Origin of the sequence: Micromonospora sp. BL1 (genome assembly GCF_003667485.1) — a bacterium.
GTDB classification, from domain to species: Bacteria; Actinomycetota; Actinomycetes; order Mycobacteriales; family Micromonosporaceae; genus Micromonospora; species Micromonospora tulbaghiae.
This window is the reverse complement of record NZ_RCVK01000209.1, coordinates 19,856-35,296: the sequence shown is the minus strand read 5'-3', so window position 1 is coordinate 35,296 and position 15,441 is coordinate 19,856. Positions and strand designations below refer to the sequence as shown.

Sequence of the window (15,441 nt, the reverse complement as noted above, 5' to 3'; positions counted from 1 at the left end):
CGGCGCCGTACGACCCGTCGGGGGCGCGGCCGACGGCGGTGGCGCGGCCGGTCCACCCGGTGCCCGCGCCACGGCGGGGCAGCGGGTCGGGCGGCGGCGCCGGTTGCTCCTCGACGTGCCGGTCGGCGTCGGCGTGCTCCGCGCCGCGACCGCCGAGCCGGGCCCGGTCGAGCAGCGCCCGCCACCGCGGTGCCGGCTCGCCCTGCCGACCCCAGCCGGTCTCGCTGCCGTCCAAGGATTCGCCCTCCCCCAGCCCATCGATCTCCGCCTGACAGGCTACGAACGAAACCCTATTCGGACCACTCCCCGCGCCGCACATCGCCCGGTGGCCCGCCGCACCATGGGATCGGCCCGGTCGCCGCGTGCCCCGGTGTCTCAGGAGGTGGGAGCGGGATTGGGTGTCCCGGAGCCGGCGACGGACGCGGGGGCGGTGGGTGAAGGTTCGCTCACCGTCCGTGCGGCTTCCGACGAATCGCCCATTCCGCCTGCCCCGGCCGGCCCGGTGTCGGCCGGCGGCCGGACCACGTCACGCTGCTCGGGCAGCGGCGGGGTGAACACGGTCCGGTCCGGACGGGTCACCTCCGGCGCCGGGTCCACCACCCGCACGCCCGGACGACCGACGAGCGCGCGCAGGGCGTCCGGCGCGGCACTGACCACCGCGGCGTAGACGCAGGCGCAGCCCGTCCGGTACGCCTGCGCCTCGCGGGCGGCGACCTCGGCGCCGCTGTCGTACACCCGGCGCAGCTCCGGATCGGCTGTGGTCGCGGCGGCGCGGGACCGGTAGTCCGCGGCCTCCCGGTCCTTGCGGGTCGCAACGCCGGCCATCCCGGCCACCACGTCCTGCGGCAGGCGCAGTGCCGCGATCCGGACGATCTCGGTCTGCCGGCCGGGCAGCGGCACCCGCGCCACCACCGCCGAGACCCGCGTGCCGTCCAGCGAGGCGGCCGCCCGCGCCGGGGTCAGGTAGTCGCCGAACGACACCAGCGCATAGCCGTCGGGCGCGTCGAGGCGGGCCAGTTCGTCCCCGGCGGCGCGCAGGTACGCCGGGATGCTCGCGCCGTCGGTCACGCCGACCCGGGTCACCTCGCCGACCGTGCGGTCGCTCACCGGGCGGTCCCGCCGCTGCGCCACGGCCACCACCAGCACGACGAGCGCGCAGGCCAGCGCGACCCAGGTCAGCGCGGCGGACCGGGACCGGCGCGGTGGCGCGGGATCGTCGCTCACGTCAGTCGCGCAGGATCTCCAGCGCCCGGGCCAGGTCGTCCGGGTACTCGCTGACGAACGTCACCTCGTCGCCGGTGCCCGGGTGCGCGAAGCTCAGCGAGCGGGCGTGCAACCACTGCCGGGCCAGCCCCAGCCGGGCCGACAGCGTCGGGTCCGCGCCGTAGGTCAGGTCGCCCACGCAGGGGTGCCGCATGCTGGAGAAGTGCACCCGGATCTGGTGCGTCCGCCCGGTCTCCAGCCGCACGTCGAGCAGGCTGGCGGCGGGGAACGCCTCGATCGTGTCGTAGTGCGTGATGCTCGGCTTGCCGCCGGAGACCACCGCCCAGCGGTAGTCGTGGTGCGGGTGCCTGTCGATCGGCGCGTCGATGGTGCCGCTCAGCGGATCCGGGCGGCCCTGCACCACGGCGTGGTAGCGCTTCTCCACCTCGCGGAACTTGAACGCCCGCTTCAGCGCGGTGTACGCGCGCTCACTCTTGGCCACCGCCATGATCCCGGTCGTGCCCACGTCGAGCCGGTGCACCACGCCCTGCCGCTCGGCGGCGCCGCTCGTGGAGATCCGGTGGCCGATGCCGGCCAGCCCGCCGATCACGGTGGGGCCGGTCCAGCCCGGGCTCGGGTGCGCCGCCACCCCGACCGGCTTGTCCACCACCACGATGTCGTCGTCGGCGTACACCACGGTCAGGCCGGGCACCGCCTGCGGCACCACGGTCGGCGGCGCCGGCGGCGCGGGCAGCGTGACCTCCAGCCACGAGCCCGCCTTGACCTTGTGCGAGTTGGGCCGGGCCACGCCGTCGACGAGCGCGTCCCCGGCGTCGATCAGGCCGGCGGCGGCGGTACGGGAGAGCCCGAACAGGCGGGACACGGCCTGGTCCAGGCGCATCCCGTCGAGGCCGTCGGGCACGGGCAGGGAGCGGGTGTCGCCGGCGGCGGCGAACGCGGAGGTCACGCGCTCTCCCGCTGCTCGGCCGGGGCGGCGGCGTCGCGCTTCTCGTCGCGCAGCCGGGAGCCGTCGCGCTGGCGGCCGGTCAGCTCCAGGAAGACCGCGAGCACCACGCCGCACACCAGCGAGCTGTCGGCCAGGTTGAACACCGGCCAGACCTGGCCGTACGGGTCGAAGAGGCTGATCATGTCGACCACGTGGCCGACGAAGTGGCCGGGCGCGCGGAAGATCCGGTCGATCAGGTTGCCCAGCGCACCGCCCAGCACCAGGCCCAGCGACACCGCCCAGGGCAGCGAGCGCAGCCGCAACGCCATCCAGGTGATCCACCCGATCACCACGAACGTGATGATCGGGAAGACCCAGGTGTGGTCGGAGCCGATGCTCCAGGCCGCGCCGCTGTTGCGGGTGAGGCTGAAATAGACCGCGCCGCCGAGCAGCGACACCGGTTCCCGGCCGGTCAGCTCGGCGAGCGCGAGCTGCTTCGTGCCGAGATCCGCCAGCAGCGAGAACAGGGACACGCCGAGCAGCAGGCCGACGGCCTTACGGCGGGGCGCGCCGGCGCCCGACTCGGTGGTGCCGGCCCCGGCGGGCGGTGCTGCGGTCATCTGCTCCCCATCGACGCTCGCGACGGTGTGGTCACCGTCTGCCGTACGGCCGCCGGGGAGCGGTGATCAGCGCCGCTCCTCCAGCTGCTTGCACGTCACGCAGAGGGTGGCCGACGGGAACGCGGCGAGCCGCTCCACCGGGATCGGGTTGCCGCACCGCTCGCACCAGCCGTAGCCACCCTCGTCGAGGCGCTCAAGCGCGCGCTCGACCTGCGTGATCCGTTCCTTGATGCTGTTGGCGAGAGAGATCTCCTGCTCCCGCTCGAACGTCTTGGTGCCGGTGTCGGCCTGGTCGTCCCCGGCCGAGTCGGTCAGCCGATCGCGCTGCAGCTCGGTGATCTCGCTCAGCGTCTGATCGTACTCGGCGTTCAGCTCGTCCCGCCGTGCCGCCAGGGCGGCCCGGATCTTCTCGGTCTCCGCCGCGCTGCGGGTGGCCTTCGCCACCGGCTTGCGACCGGCGGTCCTGGTGTCGGCTGGCTTCGCCATCGTCAGCTCCCTCAGCCGCACGGAGCGGCGGTCAGCGGTGCGTGGGCGGGGACGCCGTCGTCGGCGCCGTCCGCGTACGGAAGGGTGCACGGCGAGCGGGTCCGCCGTGCACTCCGGAGGTTGGCAAGAATACGGAACGTACAGGCGTCCGACAACGTGCCGCACCGTCGTCCCACGTATCCGCCCCGGACTGCCATCAATCGGGGCAAAACGAACGGTAGCAGATCAGCGGGCCGGCTCCTCGCCGTACTCCCCGAACCACCTCGCCAGCCGGCCCCGGCGGCTCACCGCCCGCAGCCGCCGCTCGGTCTCGTCCCGTACGCCCGCGGTGGCGACGATGAGCAGGCTGTCCCCGACCTTGAGCCGGGTGTCGGCGCCCGGCACGAAACCGACGCCGTCACGCAGCACGAGTGTCACAGCGGCGCCGACCGGCAGCCGCAGCTCGTCCACGTGCACCCCGGCCAGCCGCGACCCGGCCGGCACCTCCAGCTGGAGCAGGTCCGCGCGCATCCGTTCCAGCGGGGCGGTCTCCAGCAGGATCTCGCTCGCCTCGGCCGGCGCGGTCACGCCCAGCCGGCGCGCCGCCGGCGCCAGCGTCCCGGCCTGGAGCAACGTGAAGATCACCACCAGGACGAAGACGGCGTCGAACAGGCGGTCCGCCCCCGGCACGTGCAGCGACAGCGGGATGGTCGCCAGCACGACCGGCACCGCGCCGCGCAGCCCGGCCCAGGACAGGAAGAGCTGCTCGCGCAGGTTCACCCGGAAGGGCAGCGCGGACACCGCCACCGACAGCGGCCGGGCGAGCAGCAGCAGCGCCAGCCCGGTGATCACGGCCGGCAGCACCGCCGCGTCCAGCCGGCTCGGCGAGACCAGCAGGCCGAGCAGCACGAACAGGCCGATCTGGGCCAGCCAGGCCAGCCCGTCGGCGAAGCCGAGGATGGCCTGGCGGTGCGGCAGCCGCGAGTTGCCGAGCAGGACGCCCGCGACGTACACGGCGAGGAAGCCCGAGGCGTGCAGCACCGAGCCGGCCGCATACGCCAGCACGGTGAAGCCGACCACCGCGATCGGGTACAGGCCGGCCGACGGCAGCGCGGCCCGGCGCAGCGCGTACCGGCCGGCCAGCCCGGCGCCCACCCCGACCGCCGCGCCGGTGCTCAGCTCGTAGCCGAGCAGCAGCACCTCGTACCACCAGGGGTGGTGGGCCTCGACCCCGGCGCGGGACAGCAGCAGCACCAGCAGCACGACCGGGGCGTCGTTCACCCCGGACTCGGCCTCCAGCGCGGCCACCAGCCGGGGCGGCAGGCGCAACCGGCGCAGCGTGGCGAACACGGCCGCGGCGTCGGTCGAGGAGAGCACCGCGCCGTAGAGCAGCGACAGCCGCCAGTCCAGGCCGAGCAGCAGGTGCACCACCACGCCGACGACCACGATGCTGACCACGACGCCGACCGTGGACAGCGCCGCGGCCAGGCCCAGCACCGGCCGCAACGTGCTCCACCGCGCGGTCAGGCCGCCCTCCGCGATGATCACGATGAGCGCGCAGAAGCCGAGCACCCGGGTCAGCTCGACGTCGTCGAACCGGATGCCCAGGCCGGCCTCGCCGAGCAGCACGCCCAGCGCCAGGTAGACCAGCAGACTGGGCACGCCGAGCCGGGTGGAGAACCGCACCGCGCCCACCGCGACCAGCAGCACGGCGGCGCCCACGAGCAGCGCGACGTCGAGCCCCGGGGTCATCGCCGGCCGGCCCGACCGGACCTCACGCCGTGCTGCCGTCGCGCAGCCGGCGCAGCACCTCGGGCAGCCCGTCGTGCGGGCGCTCGACCAGGAACAGCTTGTCGCGGCTGGCCGCGCCCGACCGCAGGGACACGGTCGCCGGCCGGACGCCGAGCGCGTCGGCGAGCGCGCGCCGGGCCGCCTCGGTGGCGCGGCCGTCCACAGCGGGCGCGTGCACCGCGACGACGAGCGCCGGACCGTACGGCCCGTCGAACCGCCCGCCCACCCGGGCGCGGGCCGCCCCGGGCTTCACCCGCACCGCGACGGTGAGTGTGTCGTCCGCGATCGTCATGGTCAGCGCGGCCGGGCCTCGGCGAGCAGGGTGGTGGCGGCGGCGCAGTGCGCGCACGGGGTGAAGCCCAGCGCGACCGCCTCGGCGACCGGCAGCGGTTCGTCCTCCCGGCCCACCAGGTGCGGGCAGTCGGGCAGGTGGAAGCGGGGGTGGCCGTCGACCACCAGGACCTCGCCGGGCAGCCGGACCAGCCGGGAGACCTCACCGGTGGAGAGGAACTCGGCCGGCGGGTCGCCGTCGAACGCCTCGCCCGGTGCGGGCGAGGTGGGCCGCGCGGTCTCCGGCGTCCGCGGGCCGGGCGGCGAGTAGGGCGCCGAGTCCGCGACCACCGGATCCGGCGCCGTGTACGGCCCGGCGGCGGGTTCGGCGTCGAACGCCGTCGTGTACGGCCCTGCGGCGGCCTCGGTGTCGAGCGGCCCGGTGGCCGGCTCGTACGGCCCGGCGTCGAACGGCTCGGCCGGCGGCGAGTACGCGGCCGGCGGCGGGACGTCGTCGGGCTCGGTCACCGGCGACCCGGGCGGTTGCCGCCACCCGGATCCACCGGCGCCGACCGTGGACGTGTGGTGCGGGACCGGGCTCACCGGTTCGTCCGGGGACGGGACGGTGTGCGCGGTCCGCGGTCGCGGCCCGGCCTCCCGGCCGGCCGTGGCCCGTGCCGCGGCTGCCTGGCGGGCGAACGCGACGAAGGCGACGGCGGACAGCAGGCTGGCCGCGATCGAGACGATGAGCAGGAGGCTGGATCCGCCGGCGAGGCCGGCGATCAGCAGCACGACCGCGACGAGGATGAGCAGGATGCTGGCGGCTACCACGGCTCACCCCCGGCCGCGTCGTGTCGGTCTGGGCGGTCGGTGGCCGTCACGGGGACGGCCACCGACGCGGGATCAGCGGCCGGACTCGAGCGAGCCCGCGCGGCCACCGCCGTAGGAGCCGGCGAGGCCGGCCGCGGCGAGACCGTTGCTGCCGGTGGCGCGGTTGCCCTCGGAGCGGTTCATCTCCACCTCGAGACCCTGGCCGCGACCGTCGAGGTCACGCAGCTGGCTCTCCAGGTACGCCTTGAGGCGGGTGCGGTACTCGCGCTCGAACTGCTTGAGCTCCTCGATGTGCTTCTGCAGCGCGGTGCGCTTGGCGTCCAGGCCGCCCATGGCCTCCTGGTGCCGCTGGCGGGCGTCCCGCTCCAGGGCGTCGGCCTTGGCGCGCGCCTCCCGGGTGACCTCCTCGGCCTTGGAACGGGCCTCGGAGAGCAGCTGGTCGGCCTCGCGACGGGCGTCGGAGACGTGGTCGTCGGCGGTGCGCTGGGCCATCATGAGCACCCGCAGCGCCTGCTGCTCGCCGTCACCGGTCACGCCGGCCGGGCCGCCCTGCGTGCGGACCTGCTCCAGCTCGGCCTGCATCGCGCGGGCCGCCTGCTCGGCGGCCGCCTTGTCGCGCTGCACCCGGTCGAGCTGGGCCTTGACGTCGTTGAGCTCCGCCGCGAGGCGGGCGTCGCCGCCGGGGCCGGCGGGAGCGCCACCCCGACCGCCGCGCTCCACCTGGGCGCGCAGCTCGTTGTTCTCCTCGATCAGACGGGCCAGCTCGCGCTCGACCTCGTCCAGGAAGGCGTCGACCTCCTCCTCGTCATACCCCCGCTTGCCGATCGGCGGCTTTTTGAAGGCGACGTTGTGGACGTCGGCCGGGGTCAGCGGCATCGAAACTCCTCGGGTCAGTTGCGGCCGCGAAAGCGCTCTGGTCAGGCAAACGCGAAGATCAGGCGCCTAAACACGAACTCCATCAGCACGAACAGGATAACCAGGAGCACAAGGGAGGCCAGGTCGATGCTCACGGTACCAATTCGCAGTGGTGGGATCACACGCCTCAACGCTCGCAGGGGCGGATCAGTGACGCTCCACACGACTTCCAGTCCCGCCGACGCTCCCCGTCCCGGTTGCCAGCGGCGACCATAGGCCAGCACCGCCCCAAGAACAAATCGCGCCAAAAGGACAATTAGGAAGATGTACAGCAGCAGGTAGAGCACCTGGAACAGGATCGACAACACGGCAGGCGACGTCCCTCGGTCGTGCGGCTCAGCTCAGGCTGAAGAAGCCGCCCTCAGCGATCTTGGCCTTGTCCTCCGCGGTGACCTGGACGTTGGCCGGTGAGAGCAGGAACACCCGGTTGGTCACGCGCTCGATCGTACCGCGCAGACCGAACGCGAGCCCGGCGGCGAAGTCGACGAGCCGGCGGGCGTCCGCCTCGTCCATCTCGGTGAGATTGATGATCACCGGTACGCCGTCGCGGAAGTGCTCGCCGATGGTCCGCGCCTCGCGGTACGTGGTCGGGTGCAGCGTGGTGATCTGGTAGCGCTGCTCGTCCTCCGGCGCCACACGCTCCCGCTCCCGCGGCTGGGTCTGCGGCGCGAGCGCGAGGTTGTCGCGGGTGTGGTAGGTCAGGGCGCCCGAGGCGTCACCGGCGGAGGACCGGGTGATCGACCGCACGCTGGACCGCTCGGCCCGCTCCGGGCGCTCGGACTCGGCCCGGTCGGCGTCGACCGCGCGGCTGGAGGCGCGCTCGGACAGCCGGCCCCGGTCGCCGAGCCGGCTCCGCGTCGTCGGCGGCTCCTCGGCCTCGTCGTCGTCCTCGTCGGCGAACTCCTCGGCGTACCGGCTCGACCGGTAGCGCGACGAGTCCCGGTAGCCACCCTTGTCGTAGCCACCGTCCTCGTACGCCCGCTCGTCGTCCTCCTCGACGAGACCGAGCCAGACCCCCGCCTTGCGCAGTGCACCCATCCCCGCGCCCTTCCGTCCGCCGTGCGGCACGCGCCCCCGTGCCGTGTCGCTTGATCACGAGTGGACGATCATGCCCACCGGACCGGATCGGCAATCCCCTGACGCGCGGTTCGCGGTCCGCCCGTCACGGCCCCCGGCTACGGGAACGCCGTCCTGAACAACACTGATGTAATTTGCTTCCGTCGTGGTGAGGCTACCGCAGCGCAGGGCGCATTCCGAGCAACGCGCTGCCGACACGGACATGTGTCGCGCCGTGACCGATCGCGCTCTCCAGGTCTCCGCTCATGCCCGCCGACAGCACCGTCGCACCCGGATGGTCGGCCCGCAGCGCCGCCGCCACCTCGGCCAGCCGGGCGAACGCCCGGTCCGGCTCCCAGCCCAGCGGCGCCACCGCCATCAGGCCCGCCAGCCGCAGACCGTCGGCGCCGGCCACCGCCGCGGCCACCGGGTCGAGCCCCCGCTGCGGATCGGCCGCGCCGGGCAGCGCCCCGCCCCGGGCCGCGTCGCCGTCGATGCTCACCTGCACCAGCACGTCCAGCGGCCGGTCCCGGACCGCGCCGGCGGCGGCGTCCAGCGCGGCGGCCAGCCGGACACTGTCCACCGACTGGACCACGTCGGCGTACCGGACCACCGAGCGGGCCTTGTTGCGCTGCAACTGGCCGATGAAGTGCCAACGCGGCGCCGCCCCGGCGGCGGCCACCGCCTCCGCCTTCGGCGCCGCCTCCTGGTCGCGGTTCTCCCCGACGTCGGTCACGCCGAGCCCGGCCAGCGCGACCACGTCCGCCGCCGGGTACGTCTTGGTCACCGCGACCAGTGTGACCTCGTCGCGCTGCCGCCCGGCCGCGGCGCAGGCGTCGGCGATGCGGGCCCGCACCCGAGCCAGGCCGGCCGCGAGTTCGGCGCGCCGCTCGGGCCGCACCGCCGTCTGTGACTCCGTCATCGGCGCGGCTCAGGACCCGTTCTTGAGGAAGTCGGGCACGTCGACGTCGTCGAAGAGCACCCGGCGCGACGGCTGCTGCGGCGCCGGCATGGTGGCCGGCGGGCTCACCGGCGCGTTCGGCTGGGCCGGCGGGTTCTGGTTGCTCTTACGCGGCGGCTCCACCGCCTTGTACGCCGGCGCGCCCCCGTCGAAGCCCGCCGCGATCACGGTGACCCGCACCTCGTCGCCGAGCGCGTCGTCGATGACCGCGCCGAAGATGATGTTCGCGTCCGGGTGGGCCGCGTCGGTGACGAGCTGCGCCGCGTCGTTGATCTCGAACAGGCCGAGGTCCGATCCGCCGGCGATGGACAGCAGCACGCCGCGCGCGCCGTCCATGCTCTGCTCCAGCAGCGGGCTGGAGATGGCCGCCTCGGCCGCCTCGACGGCGCGGTTCTCGCCCCGGGCGCTGCCGATGCCCATGAGGGCGCTGCCGGCGCCGCTCATCACGCTCTTCACGTCGGCGAAGTCCAGGTTGATCAGACCCGGCGTGGTGATCAGGTCGGTGATGCCCTGGACACCGGAGAGGAGCACCTGGTCCGCGGTGCGGAACGCGTCCATCATGGAGATGTTGCGGTCGCCGAGCGCGAGCAGCCGGTCGTTCGGGATCACGATGAGCGTGTCGCACTGGTTGCGCAGCTCCTCGATGCCCGCCTCGGCCTGGACCTGCCGGCGCTTGCCCTCGAACGAGAACGGCCGGGTGACCACGCCGATGGTGAGCGCGCCGAGCTTGCGGGCGATGTTCGCCACGACCGGCGCGCCGCCGGTGCCGGTGCCGCCACCCTCGCCGCAGGTCACGAACACCATGTCGGCGCCCTTGAGGACCTCTTCGATCTCGTCGCGGTGGTCCTCGGCGGCGTTCTTGCCGACGTCCGGGTTGGCGCCCGCGCCCAGTCCCCGGGTCAGCTCCCGGCCCACGTCGAGCTTGACGTCGGCGTCGCTCATCAGCAGCGCCTGCGCGTCGGTGTTGATCGCGATGAACTCGACGCCCTTGAGCCCAACCTCGATCATCCGGTTGACGGCGTTGACGCCGCCGCCCCCGATGCCGACGACCTTGATGACCGCCAGGTAGTTGTGCGGAGGTGTCATCTCCGGTCCTTTCCCTTCGAGATTGGCATGGGCCGACCCCACACGGCTTGGCCGGATCAGCGGCCTCCGACGGCTGAACCCTCACCCTCTACTAGAGGCTTAGAGTTATGTCAACCACTGATCTCTTCGGGGCAACGTATGCGCCGCCGCGCCAGGAGCCAAGGACCTGTTCCGGCGTGTCGCCGACCGAGCGACAGGGGACACATCACCCGCTCGCTGAGCCACGGGTCACTCGAACGTGACCACGTCCGGCGCGCTGACGTCGATCCGGTCCGCCTTGCGGCTCAGCAACGCGGTGGCCACTGTCGACTTGTCGGTGCCGCGGGAGGCGTCGCCCCAGAAGACCTCACGCTCCCCGCGCAGCACCAGCGTGATCCGGGCCAGCCCGGCCACGTCCACCGCGACCAGCTCCGCGCGCAGCTTCTCCCCCAGCGCGGCGAGCACCGCCAGCCCGGCCCGCGTACCCGGGTCGTCGGGGCCCGGCCGGGCCACCCTGACCAGCGGCAACCCGTCCGGCACCCGGCCCAGGCGCTGGAACACCACGCCCGAGCCGTCGACGACCACGAAGCCCTCGCCCTGCGGCACCGCTGCCACCGGGGTGCGCTCCTGCACCCGGATCACGAGCGTGTCCGGCCACTGGCGCTCCACCGTGGCGCGGGCCACCGGCGGCAGCGTGCCGACCTTGCGCGCGGTCGCGTCCAGGTCCACCCGGGCCAGCGGCGCGTTGTCCGGCACCGCGGCGGCGTCGCGGATCTGCACCGGGGTGACCAGCCGCGCGCCGACCACCCGTACCTCGCGCACGCCGAACAGGCCGGTGCCCAGCACCGTCCACGCGACCAGGCCCGCGACGGCGAGCACCGCGGCGGCGACCGCCCAGGGCAGCGCCGCCCGCATCCGCCGCTGCCGGGCCCGGGCCATGAACCGGCGGGTCGACGGCGGCACGGCGTCCGCGTTCGCCCGCACGAGCTGCCAGCGCCGGGCCGGGCTGCGCCGCCCGCCGCCGCCGTCCGGTCCGGGGGTACGGCCGCGGGCCGGACCGGGACTCATCCGGCCGGGGTCGCCGCGCCGTCCGGGTCGACGCCGGCGCCGAGCCCCGTGCCCCCGGCGGAGCGGGCGAGCAGGGCGTCGAGCAACTGGTCACCCATCAGCGAGATCGGCGGGGCGCCCATGGTCACCACCACGTCGCCGGTCCGCGCCCGCCGGGCCACCTCGGCCGGCACGTCGTCCCACGACTCGACGAACACCTTCCGCTCGGCCGGCAGCGACACCTCCTGGATCAGCGCGGCCGAGCCCTCGCCGGGGCGGCGCGTCTCGCCGGGGCCGAACACCTCCAGCAGCACCACCTCGTCGGCGATGCCGAGCGCGGCGGCGATCTCCGCCTGGTTGTCGCGGGTGCGGTAGAGCCGGTACGGCTGGAACACCACGATCAGCCGGCCGTCGCCGGCCACCTCGCGCAGCGTCTGCAACGCCAGCGTCATCGAGGTCGGGTGGTAGGCGTACTCGTCGTAGACCAGCACGCCGTCCGCGGCACCCTTGCGCTCGAAACGGCGCCGCACGCCCGGGAACGCGCCGAGCGCGGCCTCCGCCGCGGCCACCGGCAGTTCCAGCAGGTACGCGGCGAGCACCGCGGCGGCGCTGTTGAGCGCCATGTGCCGGCCCGGTACGGGCAGCCGGATCTCACCCAGCGCCCGGCCCTCGACCTCGGCCTGGTAGCGCACCCCGTGCGCGGACGACACGACCTCGCTCATCCGCAGGTCCGCGTCGGCGGATTCGCCGTACGTCCAGACCCGGCGGCCCTCGGCGCGCAGCGTCTCGGCCAGCCGGCGCCCGCCCGCGTCGTCGGCGCAGGTGATCACGAAGCCGGCCGGGTCGGTGAGCCGGGCGAACTCGGCGAACGCCGCCTCCAGGGTGGCCAGGTCGCCGTAGGTGTTGAGATGGTCCGCCTCGACGTTCGTGATGATCGACACGAACGGCCGGTAGATGAGGAACGAGCGGTCGCTCTCGTCCGCCTCGACCACGAAGTGCTCGCCGGTGCCGTGGTGCGCCCCGGAACCCACCTCGGAGATCTCGCCGCCGATCACGAACGACGGGTCGGTGCCGGCCTGCTGGAGCACCATGGTGACCATCGAGGTGGTGGACGTCTTGCCATGGGTGCCGGCCACCGCCACCGTGCGGCGGCCGGTCATCGCGGCGGCCAGCGCCTCGGAGCGGTGCAGCACCCGCAGACCCCGGCGGCGCGCCTCGACCATCTCCAGGTGGTCCTGCGGGATGGCCGAGGAGTAGACGACCGTGTCCACCCCGTCGAGGTTCGACGCCTCGTGGCTGGAGTGGATGGTGCCGCCGAGCGCCCGCAGGCCGGCCAGCGACGGCCACTCCCGCAGCTCGCTGCCGGAGACCGGCAGGCCCCGGGTCAGGAAGAGCCGGGCCAGGCCGGCCATCCCGACGCCGCCCACCCCGATCAGGTGGATCCGGCCCAGGTCCTCCGCCGTCATGGTGCCGGCGGGCGTGAACTGCGCGGTGTTCATCAGACGTACCTTCCCGTCGCGGTTGCCCTCATCAGCGGGAAACCGCCTCGTAGACGAAGTTCAGCAACGCCACGTCGCCGTCGCGGCGGCCGTAGCCGGCTGCGGCGTGGCTCATCGCGTACAGGCGCTGCGGGTCCCGGATCAGCGGGATCACCGTCCGCTCCACCCAGGCCGGGGTCATCTCGGCGTCGTCGACGAGCAGGCCGCCGCCCGCCTCCACCACCGGCAGCGCGTTGCGCTTCTGCTCCTGGTTGCTGTGCGGGTAGGGCACGTAGACGGTGGGCAGGCCGATCGCGGCCACCTCGGCGCAGGTCATCGCGCCGCCGCGGGCCAGCATCAGGTCGGCCGCGGCGTAACCCAGCTCCATCTCGGACAGGTACGGCAGCGTGACGTACGGCACCGGCAGGTCGGTGGGCACGGAGATCGGCTCGTTGCGGGCGCCGATGACGTGCAGCACCTGCACACCGTTGCGGGCCAGCTCCTTCGCCGCGCCGGATACGGCCAGGTTGATCGAGCGGGCGCCCTGCGAGCCGCCGGCGACGAACAGCACCGGCAGGTCGGGGCGGAGTCCGAAGTGGGCGCGGGCGGCGTCGCGCAGCGCGGCCCGGTCCAGCCCGGCGATGCCCCGGCGCAGCGGCACGCCCACCACGCGGGCGTCGCGCAGCGCCTCGGCCTGGGCCGGCTGGTGCGGGAAGCCGACAGCGACGTTCTTGGTGAACTTCATCCCGAGCCGGTTCGCCACACCCGGCGGCACGTTCACCTCGTGGATGACGATGGGCAGCTCCCGCCGCCACGCGGCCAGGTAACCGGGCACCGAGACGTACCCGCCGAAGCCGACCACGGCGTCGGCCTGGACCTCGTCGATCACCTTGCCCGCCGCGCGCGCCGCCTTCCACATCCGGTCCGGGGTACGCACCAGGCTCATGTTGACCGACCGGGGAAGCTGGTAGGCCGGGATCTGCCGCAGGTCGTAGCCGGCCGGCGGGATCAGCTCGTTCTCCAGCCCCTTCGGTGTGCCCAGACAGGTGATCCGGACGCTCGGGTCGTGTCGGCGCAGGCAGTCGGCGAAGGCGAGCAGCGGGTAGATGTGCCCGCCCGTACCCCCTCCGCAGAGCACCACCGAACGCAGCGGACCCATCAGCGTCTCCTCTCGCTCGCCGCGCCGGAGCGCGCCCGGTCGGGCCGGGCGCCGCGGGGCGCGGCCTGATCGTCCTGCCGCCGCTGCCGGGACCGGGGCACGGACCCTCGGTCGGCCGGGGGCGACGCCGGCTTACGGCGCCGGCCGGGAAGCGGCGGCAACGGGGCCCACACTAGTCGGACCCATCGGGCGGGCGGACGGGCATGCAGCGCTCGCGCCGCGTCCGGCTCCGCGCGGGCGAACGACGCGAGCATGCCGATCGCGGCGAGCGTCACCACCAGGGCGCTGCCGCCGTCGGAGATGAACGGCAGCGGTACGCCGGTCAGCGGCAGCAGGCCGGTCACGCCACCGATGTTGATGACGGCCTGACCGACCAGCCAGGCGGTCACGCCGGCGGCGGCGAGCCGGCGGAACGGGTCCTCGACCCGGCGGGCGATCCGCATCCCGGTGTACGCGAGCACGGCGAACAGCGTCAGGACCACCGTGCAGCCGACCACGCCCAGTTCCTCGGCGACGATGGCGAAGATGAAGTCGTTGTGCGCCTCGGGCAGGTAGTTCCACTTCAGCGAGCTCTGGCCCAGGCCGACGCCGAACCAGCCGCCGTTGCCGATCGCGTAGCGGGCCTGCACGAGCTGGTAGCAGTAGTCCAGCTTCTGCTCGAAGCAGGTCTTCGGGTCCGGCGGGTCGAGCCACATGGTGAGGCGGCCGAGCCGGTAGTTGTCCGCGTCCCGGGAGCCGGAGCCCGCGCCGAGCGAGGCGGCGGCCACCAGCAGGCCGATGCCGGCCAGGCCGATCGCGGAGAGCGCGGCGAAGACCCGGCCCCGCACGCCGGCCGCCCAGAGCAGCCCGACCACGAGCGCCAGCAGGCAGAGCATGCTGCCCAGGTCGTTGAAGCCGACCAGCACGAACAGCAGGCCCACCACCGGGAACAGCGGGGTGGCCAGTTCCTTCCACCAGCCCAGCGCGGCGCCCTTGCGGGCCAGCACGTGCGCCGCCCACAGCACCAGCGCGAACTTCGCCACCTCGACCGGTTGCAGCGAGATCGGGCCGAGGGAGAGCGAGAGGAGTTCGGCCCGCAGCGGCCCGATCGCCGTCACCCCGAACAGCGAGTTCAGCGCGACGAACAGGTTGAGCGTGAGCAGCAGCGCCACCGCCACGCCGAGCGCCGGGCGGCTCACCGCCCGGAACGTGCGCGCGGGCAGCCGCTGGCAGGCCCAGAACGCGCCGATGCCGATCACCGCGAACACCGCCTGCTTGGTCAGCGACGCGGACGCGTCGCCCCCCTCGGCGAAGTCCTTCACGCTCGTGGCGGAGAAGACCATGGTGAGGCCGATCAGCAGCAGCAGGCCGGCGCTGGACAGCAGCAGGTAGTACGAGGCCAGCGGCCGGGCCAGCAGGCCGCGCAGCGCGGCCAGGCCACCGGCCGGATCCCAGCGCGCCGCGGGCGGGTCGGCCGGAGGCGTGGCAGCCGGGGCACGGCGGGCCGGCGGGTCGCTGGTCACCTGGATGTCTCGTCCCTCCCCCACAGGCCCATCATGGCCGTTCGACCCGCCCGCCCGTGGCGCAACCGCCCGGTCGGCGTGTCGGAACGTGAGACGGCGGGGCCCCGGTGACAATCGGGAGCCCCGCCGTGA

At 74.2% G+C, this 15,441-nt stretch carries 16 protein-coding genes and 1 pseudogene; all 17 read right to left on the bottom strand.

The features are described from left to right. Window positions 1–235 (bottom strand): annotated as a pseudogene (locus EAD96_RS11575) (ATPase); the annotation flags it as partial. Between the two features lie 140 nt (window positions 236–375). After that, window positions 376–1,224, bottom strand: a complete 849-nt coding sequence (locus EAD96_RS11570; protein WP_121684261.1) for a hypothetical protein — start codon at window positions 1,222–1,224, stop codon at window positions 376–378. Window position 1,225: 1 nt separating this feature from the next. Then, window positions 1,226–2,170, bottom strand: a complete 945-nt coding sequence (locus EAD96_RS11565) for an RluA family pseudouridine synthase (RefSeq protein WP_121684260.1) — start codon at window positions 2,168–2,170, stop codon at window positions 1,226–1,228. Continuing rightward, window positions 2,167–2,769: a signal peptidase II gene (gene lspA, locus EAD96_RS11560; protein ID WP_121684259.1), complete on the bottom strand. Its 603-nt coding sequence runs from the start codon at window positions 2,767–2,769 to the stop codon at window positions 2,167–2,169. The genes EAD96_RS11565 and lspA overlap by 4 nt, the downstream gene beginning before the upstream one ends. Before the next feature lie 66 nt (window positions 2,770–2,835). Next, window positions 2,836–3,255, bottom strand: a complete 420-nt coding sequence (locus EAD96_RS11555; protein ID WP_018785248.1) for a TraR/DksA C4-type zinc finger protein — start codon at window positions 3,253–3,255, stop codon at window positions 2,836–2,838. A 225-nt stretch (window positions 3,256–3,480) separates the two neighbouring features. After that, on the bottom strand, window positions 3,481–4,986 hold the full coding sequence (locus EAD96_RS11550) for a potassium/proton antiporter (protein WP_120568831.1): 1,506 nt from the start codon (window positions 4,984–4,986) through the stop codon (window positions 3,481–3,483). Between the two features lie 22 nt (window positions 4,987–5,008). Continuing rightward, window positions 5,009–5,317: a DUF167 domain-containing protein gene (locus EAD96_RS11545; protein ID WP_120568830.1), complete on the bottom strand. Its 309-nt coding sequence runs from the start codon at window positions 5,315–5,317 to the stop codon at window positions 5,009–5,011. A gap of 2 nt (window positions 5,318–5,319) precedes the next feature. Then, the gene (locus EAD96_RS11540) at window positions 5,320–5,898 is read right to left on the bottom strand and encodes a hypothetical protein (RefSeq protein ID WP_357897556.1); all 579 of its coding nucleotides are present in this window, start codon (window positions 5,896–5,898) and stop codon (window positions 5,320–5,322) included. A 300-nt stretch (window positions 5,899–6,198) separates the two neighbouring features. After that, window positions 6,199–7,002 (bottom strand): DivIVA domain-containing protein, encoded by an 804-nt coding sequence (locus EAD96_RS11535; protein WP_091331126.1) that lies wholly within the window; start codon window positions 7,000–7,002, stop codon window positions 6,199–6,201. 41 nt (window positions 7,003–7,043) lie between these two features. Then, on the bottom strand, window positions 7,044–7,349 hold the full coding sequence (locus EAD96_RS11530) for a YggT family protein (RefSeq protein ID WP_013287596.1): 306 nt from the start codon (window positions 7,347–7,349) through the stop codon (window positions 7,044–7,046). A 28-nt stretch (window positions 7,350–7,377) separates the two neighbouring features. Further along, window positions 7,378–8,079, bottom strand: coding sequence for a cell division protein SepF (locus EAD96_RS11525; protein ID WP_091331125.1), 702 nt, complete (start codon window positions 8,077–8,079; stop codon window positions 7,378–7,380). 193 nt (window positions 8,080–8,272) lie between these two features. Next, window positions 8,273–9,019 carry a YggS family pyridoxal phosphate-dependent enzyme gene (locus tag EAD96_RS11520; protein ID WP_120568828.1) on the bottom strand — a complete coding sequence of 249 codons (747 nt, stop codon included), beginning with the start codon at window positions 9,017–9,019 and terminating at the stop codon, window positions 8,273–8,275. A 9-nt stretch (window positions 9,020–9,028) separates the two neighbouring features. Further along, the gene (ftsZ, locus tag EAD96_RS11515) at window positions 9,029–10,144 is read right to left on the bottom strand and encodes a cell division protein FtsZ (RefSeq protein WP_030500246.1); all 1,116 of its coding nucleotides are present in this window, start codon (window positions 10,142–10,144) and stop codon (window positions 9,029–9,031) included. A gap of 228 nt (window positions 10,145–10,372) precedes the next feature. After that, window positions 10,373–11,191 (bottom strand): cell division protein FtsQ/DivIB, encoded by an 819-nt coding sequence (locus EAD96_RS11510; protein ID WP_120568827.1) that lies wholly within the window; start codon window positions 11,189–11,191, stop codon window positions 10,373–10,375. Further along, complete coding sequence (murC, locus tag EAD96_RS11505; RefSeq protein WP_120568826.1) at window positions 11,188–12,669, bottom strand: UDP-N-acetylmuramate--L-alanine ligase; 1,482 nt, start codon at window positions 12,667–12,669, stop codon at window positions 11,188–11,190. Before murC ends, EAD96_RS11510 begins: the two co-directional genes overlap by 4 nt. A 31-nt stretch (window positions 12,670–12,700) precedes the next feature. After that, window positions 12,701–13,807 (bottom strand): undecaprenyldiphospho-muramoylpentapeptide beta-N-acetylglucosaminyltransferase, encoded by a 1,107-nt coding sequence (gene murG, locus EAD96_RS11500; protein WP_121684257.1) that lies wholly within the window; start codon window positions 13,805–13,807, stop codon window positions 12,701–12,703. Next, on the bottom strand, window positions 13,807–15,222 hold the full coding sequence (locus EAD96_RS11495; RefSeq protein ID WP_199733140.1) for an FtsW/RodA/SpoVE family cell cycle protein: 1,416 nt from the start codon (window positions 15,220–15,222) through the stop codon (window positions 13,807–13,809). The genes murG and EAD96_RS11495 overlap by 1 nt, the downstream gene beginning before the upstream one ends. Between the last annotated feature and the right edge of the window lie 219 nt (window positions 15,223–15,441).

Excerpts from the sequence above, each read along its gene's own strand:
- EAD96_RS11550 (WP_120568831.1), bottom strand. The coding sequence starts at position 4,986 with ATGACCCCGGGGCTCGACGTCGCGCTGCTCGTGGGCGCCGCCGTGCTG.
- EAD96_RS11535 (WP_091331126.1), bottom strand. The coding sequence starts at position 7,002 with ATGCCGCTGACCCCGGCCGACGTCCACAACGTCGCCTTCAAAAAGCCG.
- EAD96_RS11520 (WP_120568828.1), bottom strand. The coding sequence starts at position 9,019 with ATGACGGAGTCACAGACGGCGGTGCGGCCCGAGCGGCGCGCCGAACTC.
- murC (WP_120568826.1), bottom strand. The coding sequence starts at position 12,669 with ATGAACACCGCGCAGTTCACGCCCGCCGGCACCATGACGGCGGAGGAC.
- EAD96_RS11510 (WP_120568827.1), bottom strand. The coding sequence starts at position 11,191 with ATGAGTCCCGGTCCGGCCCGCGGCCGTACCCCCGGACCGGACGGCGGC.
- EAD96_RS11555 (WP_018785248.1), bottom strand. The coding sequence starts at position 3,255 with ATGGCGAAGCCAGCCGACACCAGGACCGCCGGTCGCAAGCCGGTGGCG.
- EAD96_RS11545 (WP_120568830.1), bottom strand. The coding sequence starts at position 5,317 with ATGACGATCGCGGACGACACACTCACCGTCGCGGTGCGGGTGAAGCCC.
- ftsZ (WP_030500246.1), bottom strand. The coding sequence starts at position 10,144 with ATGACACCTCCGCACAACTACCTGGCGGTCATCAAGGTCGTCGGCATC.
- lspA (WP_121684259.1), bottom strand. The coding sequence starts at position 2,769 with ATGACCGCAGCACCGCCCGCCGGGGCCGGCACCACCGAGTCGGGCGCC.
- EAD96_RS11525 (WP_091331125.1), bottom strand. The coding sequence starts at position 8,079 with ATGGGTGCACTGCGCAAGGCGGGGGTCTGGCTCGGTCTCGTCGAGGAG.
- murG (WP_121684257.1), bottom strand. The coding sequence starts at position 13,807 with ATGGGTCCGCTGCGTTCGGTGGTGCTCTGCGGAGGGGGTACGGGCGGG.